Origin of the sequence: Stomatobaculum longum (assembly GCA_000242235.1) — a bacterium.
GTDB lineage: Bacteria > Bacillota > Clostridia > Lachnospirales > Lachnospiraceae > Moryella > Moryella longum.
In genome coordinates, this window is the sequence record JH590864.1 from 37,587 (window position 1) to 52,900 (window position 15,314).

Sequence of the window (15,314 nt, forward strand, 5' to 3'; positions counted from 1 at the left end):
TTGTTGTTCACAAGTCTACATTTATGAGAGGAATGTACAATGAACATCGCATTAATTTCTCTTGCTGTCTTAATTGCAGCAATCTTGATTGGTTTTTTCCGCAAGATGAACGTTGGTTTGATTGCTATTTTGGCAGTCACAATCTTTGCAAGCTTCATCAGTGCAACAGATAAGGATGTTATAAAAGGATTTTCTTCCGGTTTGTTCATCATGTTGCTGGGTGTTTCTTTTCTGTGTGCCGTCGGAATTACGAATGGTTCACTGGAACTCTTAGCTAAAAAGGTGTTACGCCTTTCCGGAGGACATGCATTCATTGCGCCGATTATGTTATATCTGATTGGCTATGGGATTGCAGCAATCGGTCCCGGATGTGTGCCTGCGTTGGGTATTGTTGCTGCACTGTCCTTGCCGCTTGCCAAAACCACAGGATATAGCTCAACCATGTTGGCTATTATCGGAGAGATGGGGTCTTTCGCAGGGAGATTTTCTCCGATAACGCCCGAGTCGGCACTGATCAGAGAACTTGCCGCGCCGCAGGGAATTCAAGGTTATGAGATTGATGTATTGATATATGCAACCATTACGACGATTATTCTTGCTTTGGCTACGTATTTCTGGTTCAGAAGAGAGAAAAAATCGGAGGCCGTTGCTGAGCGAGAGAGCATTCCGCACTTCAACTCAAAACAGTTGCTTACGCTTGCAGGTTTTGCTGTACTTATTGTCGGCTCCGCATTTTTCAAGCGCAATGTCGGTCTTCTGGCATTTGCAATCGGAATTTTTCTTATTCTGGTTGGAGCCGCTGATGAGAAAAAGGTCTTTCAGGCAATTTCGTGGTCGACTTTGCTTATGGTTACGGGTTTCGGCATGCTGATGAACATTGTGATTTCCGTTGGTGGCGTAGAGCTACTTTCCAATGCACTTGCATCGGTTATGACATCTAAAACAGCTACCGCAATCCAAGGTTTGACTGCAGGAATTATGTCGTGGTTCAGTTCGGCCATCGGTGTTGTTTGGCCGACAATGATCCCGACAGTAGGAAGCGTTGCAACCAATGTCGGAGTTTCTCCGGTTGGATTAATCAGCATTATGTGCCTTACAGCATCGTTTGCCGGTCTCAGCCCCGCATCCACCGGTGGCGGATTGATTATGGCTGCTGCTTCCTCCGATCCTGATTTCGATAAAGAGAAGGAGAACAAGCTATTTCTGACCTTGTTTGCTGTATCGGCAGTGTGCCTTTTCCTTCTTGTACTTGCGGCACTTTTAGGACTGTACAGTATTCTGGGATAAGATACTTCCTCCGGACTACTGGACAATTTAATCTTTTGCCATATAGAAGCGAGGCCAATGGGTAATGCCATTGGCTTCGCTTTTTCGGATGATACAGAAGAGCGAGGAAGCTCGCATATGTAGCTATGATATGTGAAAGAGATTCAGCCTAATCCACATGTTTTGAGGCTTACAAGGGCATTAAAAACTTCAGGTGACAACAGGAAGCCGAGGTCAGAAATCCTAACATGAAAGCGTTCGGATTCAATCCCGGTTTCTTCTATAATAGTAGGAGATTGGGGCATGGAATGGTGTTTCCGATGTGTTGGGTTTCGTAGCGATTGTAATTGACTGCGATGTTAGGCCATGATTTGTCCCGGTCGACGACGATTGCGCATGAATAGGAGGATAAGCCGAAAATCAGATCACCTCTGTAACAACTTTGGAAAGTTACAACAAATTGACAACAAATCCATTGGGTATGGCACATCATAATAGGCCATAACATAGAATGAGAACTTAGCTCGGAATCTTGGAAAGCCCTATAACAAGCGGTTTTAGGTAATGTTAAAGGAATCGGAAGTATATTCCCGACACTCAAGTCACAAAAGACGTCTAACACTGTAGGCCATGAGGAAAAAGGCAAGGAAGAGGAGTCCAAGACCGGGTTCTTCACACCGAACGAGAAGATCGATTTCAGCAATGTAAAAATCGAGCCTCTGTTCGAAGAGCAGGTTGATTTTGATACCTTCTCCAAGTCTGATTTCAGAGCTGTAAAGGTTAAGGACTGCGTGGCAGTACCGAAGTCCAAGAAGCTGCTTCAGTTCACACTGGACGACGGAACTGGCACAGACCGCACGATTTTAAGCGGTATTCACGCATACTACGAGCCTGAAGAGCTGATCGGAAAGACTTTGATTGCAATCGTAAATCTGCCCCCTCGTAAGATGATGGGCATCGATTCCTGTGGTATGCTTCTGTCCGCAGTAAGCAACTACAAGGATTCGGAGGATGAGGAGCTTCACCTTCTGATGGTGGACAACCACATCCCGGCAGGTGCGAAGTTGTATTGAGAATTGGCGCTGAGCCTGACAACAAATTGAGTTCAAAAAATGTGTTGTAGTGGCCGATTTACAACAATCTGACCACAAAAACCCATCTGAAGTCACTTTGTGACAGGCGGTGTCAACAAGTTGCAGAATTGAATAGTCATTAGACTTCTCAAGGAGTCGCTTTTCTTAAAAGAAATTTTAAGAGGGGCGGCTTCTTTTTGCGTGTTCTACGAGCGGTGCAGATATGGAGCAGAGACGTCGGCGGGAGCTTGCTCACGCAAGACGGCTTCTGCGAACAGATCTATAGCGCGACAGCGCGACATCGAGGAAAGCGAAGCTTTTCGAGATGCACCGCCGTAGAGCACCCACGGTTTCACCAGTTTCACACCTGAATCAGTAAACAGACAGAACACAAGGAGGAAGTTCAATGGAAACAGAGAAAGATGACTATTACAGCGTAGCAAGGAGAAAGCAGGTCCGAGAGGAATCCAGGAAGCTCCGGAAGAAATACCTGAGATACAAGGAAGCAGAGATCGTTTACAGCATTCAGCATAAAAAGCTCCTGGAGCTTGCCGATGATGCAGGAGCACTTTACCGAATCGACGGATACGTGCTCATCAACCGGGATATCTTCGATGAATACCTGGAGCAGTTCCGTCAGCCGCCCAAGACGAAAGGCAAGGCTGCACCGAAGATCAGCAGGTGGAAGAAATGAGCGGGACGATCTGGATGTATTCGGACCGGATGGATGACTGGGATATCCTCTTCGCCCAGAAATCCTTCATAACCTACCGGGAGGGCTGTGATTATTACGATCTGACAGAAAAGGTAATGACCAGGCTTGCCCAGGATGCAGGAGCTGTCTATAAGATTGGCACCCGGTTCGTCAGGATCCGAAGGGATGTTTTTGAGGAATATCTGAGGGAACAGTACAGAAAGGAGCTGGCAGATGAAGGCGAGACTGACTTACCAGGAAGTGATGGCCTATATCCAGGAGCAGGAGAAGGAGAAGGAGAAGCAGAGACTGGCGAAGAACCAGCAAAAGATCGCCGGAATCTCTGAAAAGGTACAGGAGATCAGGAATACGAAGATCCGGCAGAGCAAGTATATGAGATATCGGGAGGCTAGGGCGTATTACTGCCTGGGCATGAATACCATTCAGAGGCTTGCCAAGGAAGCCGGAGCGACAATACGGATCGGCCGCATCGTCATGATCGATACGGAGATTCTGAACAAGTATATTGATTCATTCCGTGATGCATGAGGGAAGGAAAAATATGAGCAAAGTAATCGCAGTTGCAAATCAGAAGGGAGGGGTCGGCAAAACGACCTCTGTCATGAATCTTGGAGCAGGGCTGGCCTCTGCAGGAAAGAAGGTCCTGCTGGTGGACCTGGATCCGCAGGCATCTCTTACATTAAGCCTTGGCTATCGGGAGCCGGACAAGCTGGAAGCTTCTGTCGCAGACATTATCTCCAGAGTCGTGAACGATGAGGACATCCCGGAGGGGCTTGGGATCATCCATGTCTCTGACAATATGGATCTGCTTCCTTCCAATATACAGCTTTCCGCTGTGGAGGTTTCCATGGTGAATGCCATGAGCCGGGAGCTGGTTCTTCGATATTACATTGAGCAGGCCAGGGAGAAGTACGACTTCATCCTAATCGACTGTATGCCGTCCCTTGGAATCCTCACCGTCAATGCCCTGGCATCTGCAGATTCCGTTCTGGTGCCGGTCCAGGCTGCCTATCTTCCGGTCAAGGGCCTTCAACAGCTGATCAAGACTATCTACACCGTGAAGCGGAGGCTGAACAGCAGACTTTCCATCGAGGGGATCCTCTTCACCATGGTGGACCGCAGGACTCTTTATGCGAAGGAAATTATTGAGGAAGTGAATGAGGCTTATGGCAAGTCCATTCCGGTATTCTCCACGGAGATCCCGATTTCCGTCCGGGCATCTGAGACAAGCATGGTTGCCAAGAACATCTATGACTACGATCCCAAGGGAAAGGCTGCATCCGCATATTCTGCACTGACACAGGAGGTATTGAAGCATGGCTGCTAAGAGAGAAAAGATTCATTTTGAGACCGTTGAGGAGCTGCTTGGCGCTCCGGTAACAAAGGACGCAACGACCGAGATCCGGATTGACCAGATCTATCCCTTTGAGAATCATCCCTTCAAGGTAGTGGATGACGACAAGATGTCTGACCTGGTCCAGAGCATCAGGGATAACGGAGTGATTGTTCCGGTGCTGGTGAGACCGGATGATGAAGGAACCTATGAAATGATCTCCGGTCACCGCAGAATGCATGCGGCAAAGCTGGCAGGCCTGGCCACCATTCCGGCTATCATCAAGCCAATGACCAATGATGAAGCAACCATTGCCATGGTCGATGCCAATATGCAGCGAGAGGAAATCCTGCCAAGCGAGAGGGCTTTCTCACTGAAGATGAAGATGGATGCCATGAGGAGGCAGGGCTACCGGGCAGATCTTGAGAATGGAACTTGTGGCAGTGAGTGCCACAAGTCAGAGGATGCAGACACTCTGAATAAGAAGACCAGGGAGGAGGTTGGTGAATCCTTCGGGCTGAAGGGCAGACAGGTTCAGAATTATATCCGTCTGACCGAGCTGATCCCGGAGCTGCTGGACATGGTAGACAACAAGCATCTGGCCATTACTCTGGCAGTTGAGATCTCCTACTTCAGCAAGGAGATTCAGCATGCCATCTATGTAAATTACAAGGAAACGGGAGCCATGACCAAGGAGCAGATCCAGGTTCTGAAGAACCAGACCAATCTGGAGAATGCCACCGAGTACACATTGAAGCAGCTGTTGAATTCCGTTCAGCCGGAAATCAAGGAAGCAGGAAGGATCAGCTTCACGAGGAAGAAGCTGGATCAGTACTTCCCGAAGAATTACACCATGCAGAAGCGGCAGGAGATCATCTTCTCTCTGCTGGATGACTGGAAGAACAGACGGGAGGGTGCGGATGTTTGATTATATCGAGGTCAACCAGTCCGAGCAGTTCAGCTTTATCCGGATCCCCAGGGCATTGATCACGGAGGATTACTTTAACAGCCTGTCCCTGCAGGCCAAGGTGCTCTACGGAATGCTCCTAGACCGGATGTCTAAGTCCTTCCAGAATCACTGGCTCGATGAGGAAGGCAAGGCCTATATCATTTATCCGGTCAATGAGATCCAGGAGGACCTGAACCTGTCCCGGAGGAAGATCATGGACAATCTCTCCGAATTGGAAAAGGTCGGTCTGGTGGAACGGAAGAAGCAGGGAAATGGCAAGCCGAACTGCATCTATGTCAAGAATTTCATTGTGGAATCCCGGTAGCAGAAGTGCAGATTCTGCACTTCTGAATCGAAGCGGAAAGGAGCGATAAACGAATGGATGATCAAATCAGGTTCGGTTATTTTACCGGGAAAGAATCAGAAATGCTCACTTTCTATCGGGTGCCGAAGCTCCTGATCACGAGTGATTATTTCGAAAAGGTCTCGAATGATGCCAAGATGCTTTACGGTCTGATGCTGGATCGGATGTCCCTGTCAGCGAAGAATGGCTGGATAGATGCGGAAAGCCGTGTCTATATCTACTTTTCCATTGAAGATACCATGAGTCTTCTGAGAATCGGCAGAAATAAAGCGGTGAAGATCATGTCCGAGCTGGATGAGAAAACAGGCATCGGGCTCATCGAGAGAAAGCGTCCGGGGCAGGGAAAACCGGCGCTGATCTACGTGAAAAACTTCTGGAAGGGAGATGGAAAAAGCGGTTCAGAAGTTTATATTTCAAACTTCCAGAAGTCCCAAAATCAAACTTCTGGAAGTCCCGAAAGTAAACCTCTAGGAGTCCCGAAAGGGGACCCGAATAAGAATAATATTAATAATACTGAGTCTAGTAAGACCTCTTATCTGATCCGATCTGTGGATGTGGATAAGACGCCACAGACAGATGTCGCTGGATACTCAGAGCTGATCAAGGACAATATCGATTACCCGTCTCTCCTTCAGCGTTACCCTTATGAGCAGGACAACGTGGAGGAAATCTATGAGCTGATCCTGGAAACGGTTCTGTCCCAGAAGGACCGGATCTGCATAGCAAGGGACAGTTATCCGGCAGAGCTGGTACGGTCCAGATTCCTGAAGCTCCGGTGTGACCATGTGGAGTATGTGCTGGACAGAATGAAGAAGAACACGACCAGGGTGTGCAACATCAAGAAATATCTCCTGGCGGCGCTCTTTAATGCTCCGGCGACCATCGGGAATTACTATCAGGCAGAGGTCAATTACGACATGATGCATCCGGTGGTCTGAGTGGAAATTATATGGCGTATTAAAACGTAATTGACAGTACCTTGGCAAGAGAGTATGATGACAGTGAAGAGCAGTAATATAACGTAACAAACAGTAATATAGAAAGATAATTCTATGAGGTGCGCCATGGATATCCCAATAAAGTTAAAGGCCTATGAGAAAGCTGCGATTGACTATTTGAACAGGAACGCTCCAGAGGTATATCAGGAAAAAAATCCGGGATTTCGCTGGGCGTCACATACAGCAGCCCGGAAATCGGGAATCGATTGGGAGAGGATCAGTCGGATCCGGATCGAAAATGAATTTTCCTCGGAAGGATTCAGTGACGATGACAGCTCGATCAGCCATCTGACGATAGATGATCAGACCTATGAAAAACTGAGAAACGATATTAATCAGCAACTGAACATGACGCGGGGCGTACAGAAGGCTTTTCTTGCCAGAACGATTATCAAATGGGGCCTGGAGGAAATGAAACCGATAGCCAGACTAACCAGTTATGCTCACTTAGTCTATGGGGATAAACAGGATCTCAGCAATGCAGATGCATTGAAGCTCTGCGTGGATCTCTTCTGTGATTCCGGGGAAGATTCGGACAGAGCAGAGATCCGGGAGCAGATCAGGAAGCTTTTGATGGACTATCAGAAGAAGATGGAAGGGAAATAAGATCATGATCATTTTGAAGATTATCGGATGGATTTTATATATTGCGCTGAAGATGGTGATCGGAGTCATCCAGATTGTGCTGACATTCATTGCAACCTGTATTTGTTTCGGAGGTGGTGTATTTTGTACGATTTGCGGTATTATCGGATTCGTTTTTGTGGTAGCAAGTCTGTTGTGCCTCCCCTCTGGTATCGTAACAGTGAAGGAGTTCTGGCCGATGTTTTTCTTTGGAATAGCCTTAGGTGCGGTCCCGGCGTTCATAACTAATGTGGGAGTAGAAGGGATTTATGCTGTTAAGGGTCTGCTGAGCAAGATATAAATTCCAATGCCTGAATGGAAGGAGATTTCATATGATGACCAATAGACAGGTAAGAAAATTTTATATTGATAAAGAGCATACTGACCATCCGATAACCGACAGATTAATCAGTGGAGGTTACATGCAATCGTCTGGAGAATATATATCTAATGCCAGACGTGTGGGAATAGAGGCACCAAGTCAGTACTGGCATTTAATACATTCATGGTCTGATAATAAAAAGCCAGAGGCTCCATTCAATAAAACAATTCAGTGTGGAGAACTTATATTTTGGATGGCAGAGACGAGCGGCGCCGTTAGCAAGCCAAAATTGAATGAGCTGTGCGATCAGGTACTTAGTGGGAATGTCGCAGACAGAAGCTACTGGAATCGAATTATTCGAAGCGTATGTTTCGATTCAATCGAGGAAACGGTAACGAAGGCTGTGCCTTGAAGGGTAAAGGCTTGACATACAAATACGAAAGCAGTGGCTTATGGGCACAATTGCAGGTGACCCTAATTAACCCCAAAATGATACCAAACGATACTAAACGATACCAATCGATACTGTACTTCTGATTTTAGGACTGTTATTATTATCATAGACAAACGTGAATGAAATCGCCGGTGCGGCGAGGAACCTCACGTTTGTTTTTCTTTTGCAGAAGAATGAAATAGGGACTTTTGATGAGCGTCAGCTCGTGACCGGAATGGCCGCGGGTCTGGCGCTTTTCTTTTGCCCGAAATCAGGTGACGACCTGATTTCAGACAAAGCACAAGAGAAAGGAAAACAGCCTGATGGATTATGAACAGTTTAAGGCAACGTTCGCAGAGGATCTCAAAACCAATCTCCAGAAGCAGGAAATCGAGGTCGATGTCAGCGAACATTACATTGAGAAGCTGAACGATTCCTACGATGCATTAAGTGTTACGCCGAAGGGAAGTAGCATTGGTGTCAATGCGAACCTCGATGAAATTTTCCACGCAGTGGAAAGAGGAAGAGATTACAGCGAGGTGCTTTCCGGAGTTACCGAATCACTGAAAGGCAGCTTTGAACATATGCCGAAACTGCAGGTTTCGGATCTTACCAACTACGCTGAAATGAAGAACAAGCTGGCCATGGAGGTCGTATCCGCGGAGCGGAACGCAGGAATGCTTCAGAATGTTCCGCATGAGCAGATGGAGGACATCGCCGTTGTCTATCGCCTGGTGCTTGATTCGAGTAAAGATGCGAGCAGCACGGTTCTGGTCACCAATGACCTGATGGACAAGTTCGGAATCACACATGAGCAGCTCCATAATGACGCCATGAAAAATGCACCACTCATTCGCCCCGCGGAGATTAAGGGAATGGAGGAGACGCTGAATGAAATGCAGGGCGGACCTGTACTAGAGCCGGATCCGGATGAAATCCTGTTTGTGGCAGGCGTACCGGACCAGAACCACGGAGCCGCTGTCATTGCGTATCCCAATTTCTTTGAGGATGCCGCTGAAAAGCTCGGCGGAGATTATTTCATCATTCCCAGCAGTATTCATGAAGTGCTTCTGGTCAAGGATACCGGTGAAATGAATGCCAGGGATCTGGCAGCAATGATCAGGGAGGTCAATGCCACTGAGGTTGCTCCGGAAGACGTTCTGACGGACCATGCCTATCACTACGACAGCAAGGAGCACATTTTCGAATCGGCGGACAAATTCGAGGAGCGCCAGGCAGAAATGGAGGCTGCAGGACCGGAAGAAGACAGGGGATCTCTCATTGATCAGCTGAATGCAAAGAAGGAGGAAGCTGCAAAGGAGGCACCGGAAAAAGCCGCGAAGGATGCGGTCAGGAAGAGCCGCGGAGGTAAAGCATTATGAACATGAGTACTTCCGTAATCTTTGCAGGTCATATTCCTGTGGAAAACAGATACGGCGGTGGGAACTTCCTTCAGGGAGCCCCGACGCCATACCCGCTGAACTGTGAGCATCCCTGCTGTTATGGCAAGGGAAGATGCTTCTGCTGGCCCTGCATGAAAGAGATCCTGGAGAAAAGGAGAAGCGGATAGAAGAGGTGATCTCTTGGACTATGACTACTTTTATGAGGAAGAGTCAGAGCAGTTTGCCTTCTACCGGATACCGAAGGTCCTGTTTACGGATGAGCGGTTCAGACGCATTTCCACATCGGCCAAAGTGCTGTATGGACTGCTTCTGGACCGCGTTTCATTGTCCGCAAAGAACCGGTGGGTCGATGAGCAGGGCAGGGTCTACATTTACTACACATTGGAAAGTATTCAGGCAGATCTGCTCTGCGCCAATGAGAAGGCGACAAAGCTCCTGAAGGAGCTGGAACGGTACCGGCTGATCGAGCGGACAGTACAGGGGCTCTGCAAGCCGAACCGGATCTATGTGAAGAATTTTATCCGCTCACGAAAAACCGGACTCCGGAATCACGAAAATCGTGAGTCCGGGGTCACGAATTCCGTGAGTCTGGAGTCACGAAAATCGAACGGAAATAATACTGATATTACTAAGACTGAGTACAGCGATACTGATCTTATCTCTTCTGGAGACGAGAACAGAATGGAAGAGAGGAAGGCGTACCGGGAATATTTCATGGATGCACTTGCCATTGAGCTCATGAAGGAACGGTATCCCTACGACACGGATGCCATCGATGAGATTCTGGAGCTCATTTTGGATACCGTCTGCACCAGTCGAAAGACCATAGGCATTGCAGGAGAGCAGAGACCGGCGGAGGTTGTGAAGAGCCGCTTTATGAAGCTTGATTCCAGCCATCTGGAATTCGTTCTGAAAGGGCTTTTTGAAAATACGACTCTGGTCCGGAACATGAAGCAGTACCTGTTGGCGGCACTCTATAATGCGCCGCTGACAATCAATAACTACTACAAATCTCTTGTCCACCATGACATGGCGGAAGGGAATATCTGAGGAGAATGAAGGAATGAGTAAACACATTGAGATCAGACTGGATCCCCTGACGGATGGATTCACAGAAAACAAAGCGGCAGTTAATGCTATCCGGGCAGACCGTCATGCCCTGATTATTGCAACCAATGGCGATTTCAGGCTGACAGATATTAGAGAAGCTGACACTATTTTGAGAGAACTTGCTACTTCCGAGTGCAGTGGATCAATCATACTCGAGGATGTACCGGATGGTATTGATTTCCTTGTTATATTCAATGACCATAAGGCCTTTGACCTGGAGGAAAGTCGTTTTTTTGTAGGCAGTATGTTGATGCTGAAGATGGAGGGAAAGCGGCTTCATGGACTTACTGATGAGGAGGTTTATAAGGTGAAGGACATGATGGATGGAAGAATGGTCACTCTGGTTGATGAGGGCGATACTTTCTCTGCGTTGACACTTTTTAAGGAGGATCGTATGAGCAGAACAATTCCAAGAGCCTATGTGACCGCGGCATGGGACAAAAATCCGGTGGTCGCAAAGGAGGAAGCCAGGAAGTACTGCAGTGAGCTGATCAGGGAAGGGTATCTTCCTCTGTGCCCGGTACTGGCCTTTGATGGGATCTTTTCCACGGAGGATACGGAATCCCATAAGCGCAGAAGAGAAATGTCAGAGGATCTGCTTCGAAGGGCAAGATTTCTCGTGATCTGTGGTAAGGAGCAGAACGACGAGGTGAATGATGATATCGCCATCGCCAGGAAGGCAAAGGTGATCGTCACATCCCTGGAAGGTGTGATTGGATATGAATGAGGGCCGCCTCTGGCTGGCCTTTTCTTTTGCCTGGAATCAGGGAAGGAGGTGAGCCCGGATGATGAATGAAGAAATTGCAAAAGAGATCGTAGACGGGGCGGCCAGAGGGCTAAAGGAAGAAGTAGTTAAGCCAGCGCAGCGCATTGTAGTGGAATGCATTGGCAAACCGACAGCGCAGATGTTGGTCAAGGGGCTGAAAGCAGCAGTTACCGCGCCGGGAAAAGCAATCAAGAACAAGCTGCATCCGGAACACGGCGAGATGAAGGTCAAGGACCTCATCCGGAAGGACCAGGGAGCCCAGGCCATCGACATTGACGGAGCAGGGCTTGGAGACTTCCGGAAGATTGCCAACAAATACGGGATGGATTTTGCCATCGTAAAGAGTACGGAACTGGATCCGCCAAAGTATTCGGTCTTCTTCAAGGCCAGGGATGCAGATGCCGTCAATGCGGTGGTGAATGAATATACCGCAAAACAGATGCGAATCGGGAAGGAGAGCAGGCCAAGTCTTCTGGAAAAGCTCGGTAAGTTCAAGGCGATTGTAGCCGCGCTGCCGAAGAAGGTCGTGGAGAAGCATAAGGAGGTGGACCGATGAACCAGAAGGTGAAAAAGCAGATGATCCTGAACATACCCTATGCGGTTCTTGGTCTCTTTGCCACCAACTTCGGGGAAGCCTGGAGAATCTCTGAGGGGATGAATGCTTCAGAAAAGTTGCAGAGCATGATCCTGAACGGAGGTTTCCAGCAGGCCTTTTCCAATCCGCTCCCCAGTTTCTATCCGCTGGATCTGACGGTCGGCATTTGCTGTGCGCTGGCACTCCGGCTTGCTGTCTACCTGAAGGGGAAGAATGCAAAGAAGTTCCGGCATAACGAGGAGTACGGCTCCGCCAGATGGGGCACGCATGCAGATATCGAACCGTATGAGGATCCGGTTTTTGAAAATAACGTGATCCTCTCGCCGTCAGAGCGTCTCACCATGAACTCAAGGCCGAAAAATCCAAAATATGCGAGGAACAAAAACGTGCTGGTGATCGGCGGCTCCGGTTCCGGCAAGACGAGATTTGTCCTCAAGCCGAACCTTCTGCAGATGCACAGCTCTTACGTAATCACAGATCCGAAAGGCACCGTGCTGAACGAGTGTGGGAAGGCTCTTCAGATCGGTCCGGTGAAAAAGGACAGCGAGGGAAAGCCTATGAAGAACAGGAATGGCAGGCCCATCCATGATCCCTATCATATCCGGGTGTTCAACACGATCAATTTCAAACGGTCGATGCACTACAATCCTTTTGCCTATATTCATAGCGAAAAGGACATCCTGAAGCTGACCACAACCCTCATTGCCAACACCAAAGGAGACGGCAAGGCCGGTGATGAATTCTGGACGAGTGCGACACGTTCGCCAGCGGTAGAAAGTTGGCGGACGCACGACTACGGTCGTGCGGATAACTGATAGTTTGACAGGTGGAATGACGGGGTAACGCCCTGAAACGCCTGCCCTCGGTGGGCATGCATAAGCTGTAAAGGCTTTTGTATGAAGCCCCACGACAACGGCTGAGAGCAGCCGTACCGGCAGCCAATGCCGGCGAAAGCGCCCCAGAGGTGGGGTGTGCTGCCTATAAGCCAAGGGTCTATAAGACGCCCATGGTTAGAATGTTCGCCTTGGCGGGCGGACTGACGAACCCGCGAATGTACAGGTCTAAAAGAAGACCCGGTAGAAATGCCGGGGTGCGTTAAAGCGCAGTCGGTGTGGTCTAGTAAAAATTTTTCCTATGAACGACCATGCTGGGTTACAGGCACAGGCAAGCCGACAGGACTATAGTGGGAACCTAAAGGCGCGTATGTACAGATAGAACTATCGGAACGTGGAAAGGTACCGGATTCCGCAAGGAAGAACCTGACGAAGAACAATAAGCAGGTGAACCGGTGCTGAAAAGCCGTGATCGAACCTATGACAGCCCCTGTAATGGGGGAACGAGGAATGGTCACCAGTCGGTTGGTCTAAACAGGCATTATTCAGTCCATAGATAAGGATTCGAATAAGACCAAAAGGGTCACTTTCGAAAGGGGGTGATGCCTTATGCCAGGAGAAGCAAAGAGTCTATGTGTTGACGACCTTCGGCATGCAGAGTATTACGGCATGCAACCGGTCTATGATGAGCTTTACCGAAGAAGCAAAGATGGAGAGACACTCACAAATCTGATGGATATCATCATGAAGCGTGAAAATATCCTCCTTGCCTATCGGAATATCAAGACCAACGGGGGAAGTTACACGGCAGGCACAGACAACAGAAACATCACAGACATCGGGAGGATGACTCCCGAAGAAGTCGTGGAGAAAGTGAGGTTTATTGTCACAGGGAGTCGACACGGCTACCGGCCTAAACCGGTCAGACGCAAAGACATCCCGAAACCAAACGGAAAAACAAGACCGCTCGGCATCCCATGCATCTGGGACAGGCTGATACAGCAATGCATCAAGCAGGTCATGGAACCAATCTGTGAGGCTCAGTTCAGCGATAACAGCTACGGTTTCCGTCCGAATCGCTCGGCGGAACACGCCATCGCAAGAACCTATTCGCTGATGCAGGTGACGCATCTTCACTACGTCATAGAGTTCGACATTAAGGGCTTTTTCGACAACGTGAATCACAGCAAGCTGATCAAACAGATATGGGCAATGGGAATCAGGGACAAACAGCTGATATTCGTAATAAGGCGGATTCTGACGGCGCCGATCAGAATGCCCGATGGAACTACTATCCTACCGGACAAAGGCACTCCGCAGGGCGGCATCATTTCGCCGTTACTGGCAAACATTGTGCTGAATGAACTGGATCACTGGGTAGAAAGCCAATGGCAGAACAACCCGGTAGCCGTAGCCCGTGGAAGATACAGGATAATCGGTAAAAACGAGGTATTCGACAAGAGCCACGGGTACAGAACCATGAAGAGTACGAACCTGAAGGAAATGTATATCGTAAGGTATGCCGATGACTTCAGAATCTTCTGCCGCTCGAAGGAAGACGCCGAAAAGACAAGGGAAGCTGTGACACGGTGGCTGGAAGAAAGACTGCGGCTTGAGGTGTCTCCGGAGAAAACACGAACGGTGAACGTGAGAAAACGCTATTCGGAATTCCTCGGTTTCAAGATACGGGTCAGACAGAAAGCAAAGAAATACACTGTGCAGTCCCACATATGTGACAAGAAGTTTGGAATAGAGCGGGAAAAGCTCGTGGAACAGGCGAAAAGAATAGCCAGACCATCTGAAGGCAAGACGCCATTAGGGGAAATCCGGACTTACAACTCGATGGTGATGGGAATCCAGAACTACTTCGAGATCGCCACCTGTATCAGCCTTGATTGCAGGATTATCCACAGACAGGTAATGACCGTTCTAACCAACAGGCTGAATTCAGAAAAAGGATGCAAACTTCAACGCGAAGGCGGAACCATGCCCCAAGCCGAGAAGGAACGGTATGGGAGGTCGAAGATGGTACGGTATGTAGCCGGGATTGACCAACCGATATATCCGCTTGCATTCGTGAAAAACAGGATACCGCACTCTAAGCGGTCTGCCGTATGTAGCTACACGGCAGAAGGCAGAAAGCCAATACACACGAATCTCAGATTGAACCCATTTGTTCTTGAGGGATTACGGTCGATGGCATCGGGTGGACACAGTACAGAATACGCCGACAGCAGGATTTCATTATTCTCAGCCCAAGGCGGAAAATGTGCGGTCAGCGGTGAGGAATTCAGAAGTGCATCCGAAATCGCATGTTGGCTGAAAAAGCCAAGAAAAGACGGCGGTCAGGAGCGCTATCAAAACATGATTTTACTGCATTACAGGTATCTGCCATTACTGGAAATATCAGATATGGCAAAACTGACAGCCTTAACCAAAACGCTCAACATGACAAAGAAACAGGTGTCCAAAGTAAACAGACTGCGAGAGCAGGCTGGTCTGGCGGCAATAGATTAAAACGCTATTTTGG

General features: G+C 48.6%; 17 protein-coding genes and 2 pseudogenes. All 19 read left to right on the forward strand.

All coding sequences use genetic code 11. From position 1 onward, the window contains the following. Positions 1-39: 39 nt before the first annotated feature. The 19 genes and pseudogenes from HMPREF9623_RS08655 (at position 40) to ltrA (ending at position 15,301) form a co-directional block, all read left to right on the forward strand. Entirely contained in the window at positions 40-1,287 is a 1,248-nt protein-coding gene (locus tag HMPREF9623_RS08655) for an SLC13 family permease (protein WP_009533518.1), read from the forward strand. Positions 1,288-1,850: 563 nt separating this feature from the next. Then, positions 1,851-2,339, forward strand: a pseudogene (locus HMPREF9623_RS08660) (lysine--tRNA ligase); the annotation flags it as partial. 406 nt (positions 2,340-2,745) lie between these two features. Beyond that, on the forward strand, positions 2,746-3,033 hold the full coding sequence (locus HMPREF9623_RS08665; protein WP_009533520.1) for a DUF6462 family protein: 288 nt from the start codon (positions 2,746-2,748) through the stop codon (positions 3,031-3,033). Then, positions 3,030-3,380, forward strand: a complete 351-nt coding sequence (locus HMPREF9623_RS11905) for a DUF6462 family protein (protein ID WP_242822170.1) — start codon at positions 3,030-3,032, stop codon at positions 3,378-3,380. Before HMPREF9623_RS08665 ends, HMPREF9623_RS11905 begins: the two co-directional genes overlap by 4 nt. A gap of 46 nt (positions 3,381-3,426) precedes the next feature. Continuing rightward, positions 3,427-3,582, forward strand: coding sequence for a DUF6462 family protein (locus HMPREF9623_RS11680; protein WP_195891220.1), 156 nt, complete (start codon positions 3,427-3,429; stop codon positions 3,580-3,582). A gap of 13 nt (positions 3,583-3,595) precedes the next feature. Continuing rightward, positions 3,596-4,381, forward strand: coding sequence for a ParA family protein (locus HMPREF9623_RS08675; RefSeq protein WP_009533522.1), 786 nt, complete (start codon positions 3,596-3,598; stop codon positions 4,379-4,381). Beyond that, complete coding sequence (locus HMPREF9623_RS08680; RefSeq protein ID WP_009533523.1) at positions 4,371-5,315, forward strand: ParB/RepB/Spo0J family partition protein; 945 nt, start codon at positions 4,371-4,373, stop codon at positions 5,313-5,315. Before HMPREF9623_RS08675 ends, HMPREF9623_RS08680 begins: the two co-directional genes overlap by 11 nt. After that, the gene (locus HMPREF9623_RS08685) at positions 5,308-5,661 is read left to right on the forward strand and encodes a replication initiator protein A (protein WP_009533524.1); all 354 of its coding nucleotides are present in this window, start codon (positions 5,308-5,310) and stop codon (positions 5,659-5,661) included. Before HMPREF9623_RS08680 ends, HMPREF9623_RS08685 begins: the two co-directional genes overlap by 8 nt. Before the next feature lie 53 nt (positions 5,662-5,714). Next, positions 5,715-6,638, forward strand: coding sequence for a DUF6017 domain-containing protein (locus HMPREF9623_RS08690; protein WP_009533525.1), 924 nt, complete (start codon positions 5,715-5,717; stop codon positions 6,636-6,638). Positions 6,639-6,764: 126 nt separating this feature from the next. Next, positions 6,765-7,304 (forward strand): hypothetical protein, encoded by a 540-nt coding sequence (locus HMPREF9623_RS08695; RefSeq protein ID WP_009533526.1) that lies wholly within the window; start codon positions 6,765-6,767, stop codon positions 7,302-7,304. Between the two features lie 4 nt (positions 7,305-7,308). Next, positions 7,309-7,623 (forward strand): hypothetical protein, encoded by a 315-nt coding sequence (locus tag HMPREF9623_RS08700; RefSeq protein WP_009533527.1) that lies wholly within the window; start codon positions 7,309-7,311, stop codon positions 7,621-7,623. A gap of 31 nt (positions 7,624-7,654) precedes the next feature. Continuing rightward, positions 7,655-8,056, forward strand: a complete 402-nt coding sequence (locus tag HMPREF9623_RS08705) for a hypothetical protein (RefSeq protein ID WP_009533528.1) — start codon at positions 7,655-7,657, stop codon at positions 8,054-8,056. Between the two features lie 157 nt (positions 8,057-8,213). Further along, complete coding sequence (locus HMPREF9623_RS08710) at positions 8,214-8,411, forward strand: hypothetical protein (protein ID WP_040800260.1); 198 nt, start codon at positions 8,214-8,216, stop codon at positions 8,409-8,411. Next, the gene (locus HMPREF9623_RS08715; protein ID WP_009533529.1) at positions 8,401-9,459 is read left to right on the forward strand and encodes a DUF5688 family protein; all 1,059 of its coding nucleotides are present in this window, start codon (positions 8,401-8,403) and stop codon (positions 9,457-9,459) included. The genes HMPREF9623_RS08710 and HMPREF9623_RS08715 overlap by 11 nt, the downstream gene beginning before the upstream one ends. Before the next feature lie 201 nt (positions 9,460-9,660). Continuing rightward, positions 9,661-10,530 (forward strand): DUF6017 domain-containing protein, encoded by an 870-nt coding sequence (locus tag HMPREF9623_RS08720; RefSeq protein WP_009533531.1) that lies wholly within the window; start codon positions 9,661-9,663, stop codon positions 10,528-10,530. A gap of 13 nt (positions 10,531-10,543) precedes the next feature. Beyond that, complete coding sequence (locus HMPREF9623_RS11910) at positions 10,544-11,317, forward strand: DUF7768 domain-containing protein (RefSeq protein WP_009533532.1); 774 nt, start codon at positions 10,544-10,546, stop codon at positions 11,315-11,317. Between the two features lie 58 nt (positions 11,318-11,375). Then, entirely contained in the window at positions 11,376-11,912 is a 537-nt protein-coding gene (locus tag HMPREF9623_RS08730; protein WP_009533533.1) for a PcfB family protein, read from the forward strand. After that, positions 11,909-12,706 (forward strand): annotated as a pseudogene (locus HMPREF9623_RS08735) (type IV secretory system conjugative DNA transfer family protein); the annotation flags it as partial. The gene HMPREF9623_RS08730 and the pseudogene HMPREF9623_RS08735, both read left to right, overlap by 4 nt. A 687-nt stretch (positions 12,707-13,393) precedes the next feature. Continuing rightward, positions 13,394-15,301 (forward strand): group II intron reverse transcriptase/maturase, encoded by a 1,908-nt coding sequence (ltrA, locus tag HMPREF9623_RS08740; protein WP_009533535.1) that lies wholly within the window; start codon positions 13,394-13,396, stop codon positions 15,299-15,301. Positions 15,302-15,314 lie beyond the last annotated feature (13 nt).

Coding starts and splice junctions, on each gene's coding strand:
- HMPREF9623_RS08655 (WP_009533518.1), top strand. CDS start 40: ATGAACATCGCATTAATTTCTCTTGCTGTCTTAATTGCAGCAATCTTG.
- HMPREF9623_RS08665 (WP_009533520.1), top strand. CDS start 2,746: ATGGAAACAGAGAAAGATGACTATTACAGCGTAGCAAGGAGAAAGCAG.
- HMPREF9623_RS11905 (WP_242822170.1), top strand. CDS start 3,030: ATGAGCGGGACGATCTGGATGTATTCGGACCGGATGGATGACTGGGAT.
- HMPREF9623_RS11680 (WP_195891220.1), top strand. CDS start 3,427: ATGAGATATCGGGAGGCTAGGGCGTATTACTGCCTGGGCATGAATACC.
- HMPREF9623_RS08675 (WP_009533522.1), top strand. CDS start 3,596: ATGAGCAAAGTAATCGCAGTTGCAAATCAGAAGGGAGGGGTCGGCAAA.
- HMPREF9623_RS08680 (WP_009533523.1), top strand. CDS start 4,371: ATGGCTGCTAAGAGAGAAAAGATTCATTTTGAGACCGTTGAGGAGCTG.
- HMPREF9623_RS08685 (WP_009533524.1), top strand. CDS start 5,308: ATGTTTGATTATATCGAGGTCAACCAGTCCGAGCAGTTCAGCTTTATC.
- HMPREF9623_RS08690 (WP_009533525.1), top strand. CDS start 5,715: ATGGATGATCAAATCAGGTTCGGTTATTTTACCGGGAAAGAATCAGAA.
- HMPREF9623_RS08695 (WP_009533526.1), top strand. CDS start 6,765: ATGGATATCCCAATAAAGTTAAAGGCCTATGAGAAAGCTGCGATTGAC.
- HMPREF9623_RS08700 (WP_009533527.1), top strand. CDS start 7,309: ATGATCATTTTGAAGATTATCGGATGGATTTTATATATTGCGCTGAAG.
- HMPREF9623_RS08705 (WP_009533528.1), top strand. CDS start 7,655: ATGATGACCAATAGACAGGTAAGAAAATTTTATATTGATAAAGAGCAT.
- HMPREF9623_RS08715 (WP_009533529.1), top strand. CDS start 8,401: ATGGATTATGAACAGTTTAAGGCAACGTTCGCAGAGGATCTCAAAACC.
- HMPREF9623_RS11910 (WP_009533532.1), top strand. CDS start 10,544: ATGAGTAAACACATTGAGATCAGACTGGATCCCCTGACGGATGGATTC.
- HMPREF9623_RS08730 (WP_009533533.1), top strand. CDS start 11,376: ATGATGAATGAAGAAATTGCAAAAGAGATCGTAGACGGGGCGGCCAGA.
- ltrA (WP_009533535.1), top strand. CDS start 13,394: ATGCCAGGAGAAGCAAAGAGTCTATGTGTTGACGACCTTCGGCATGCA.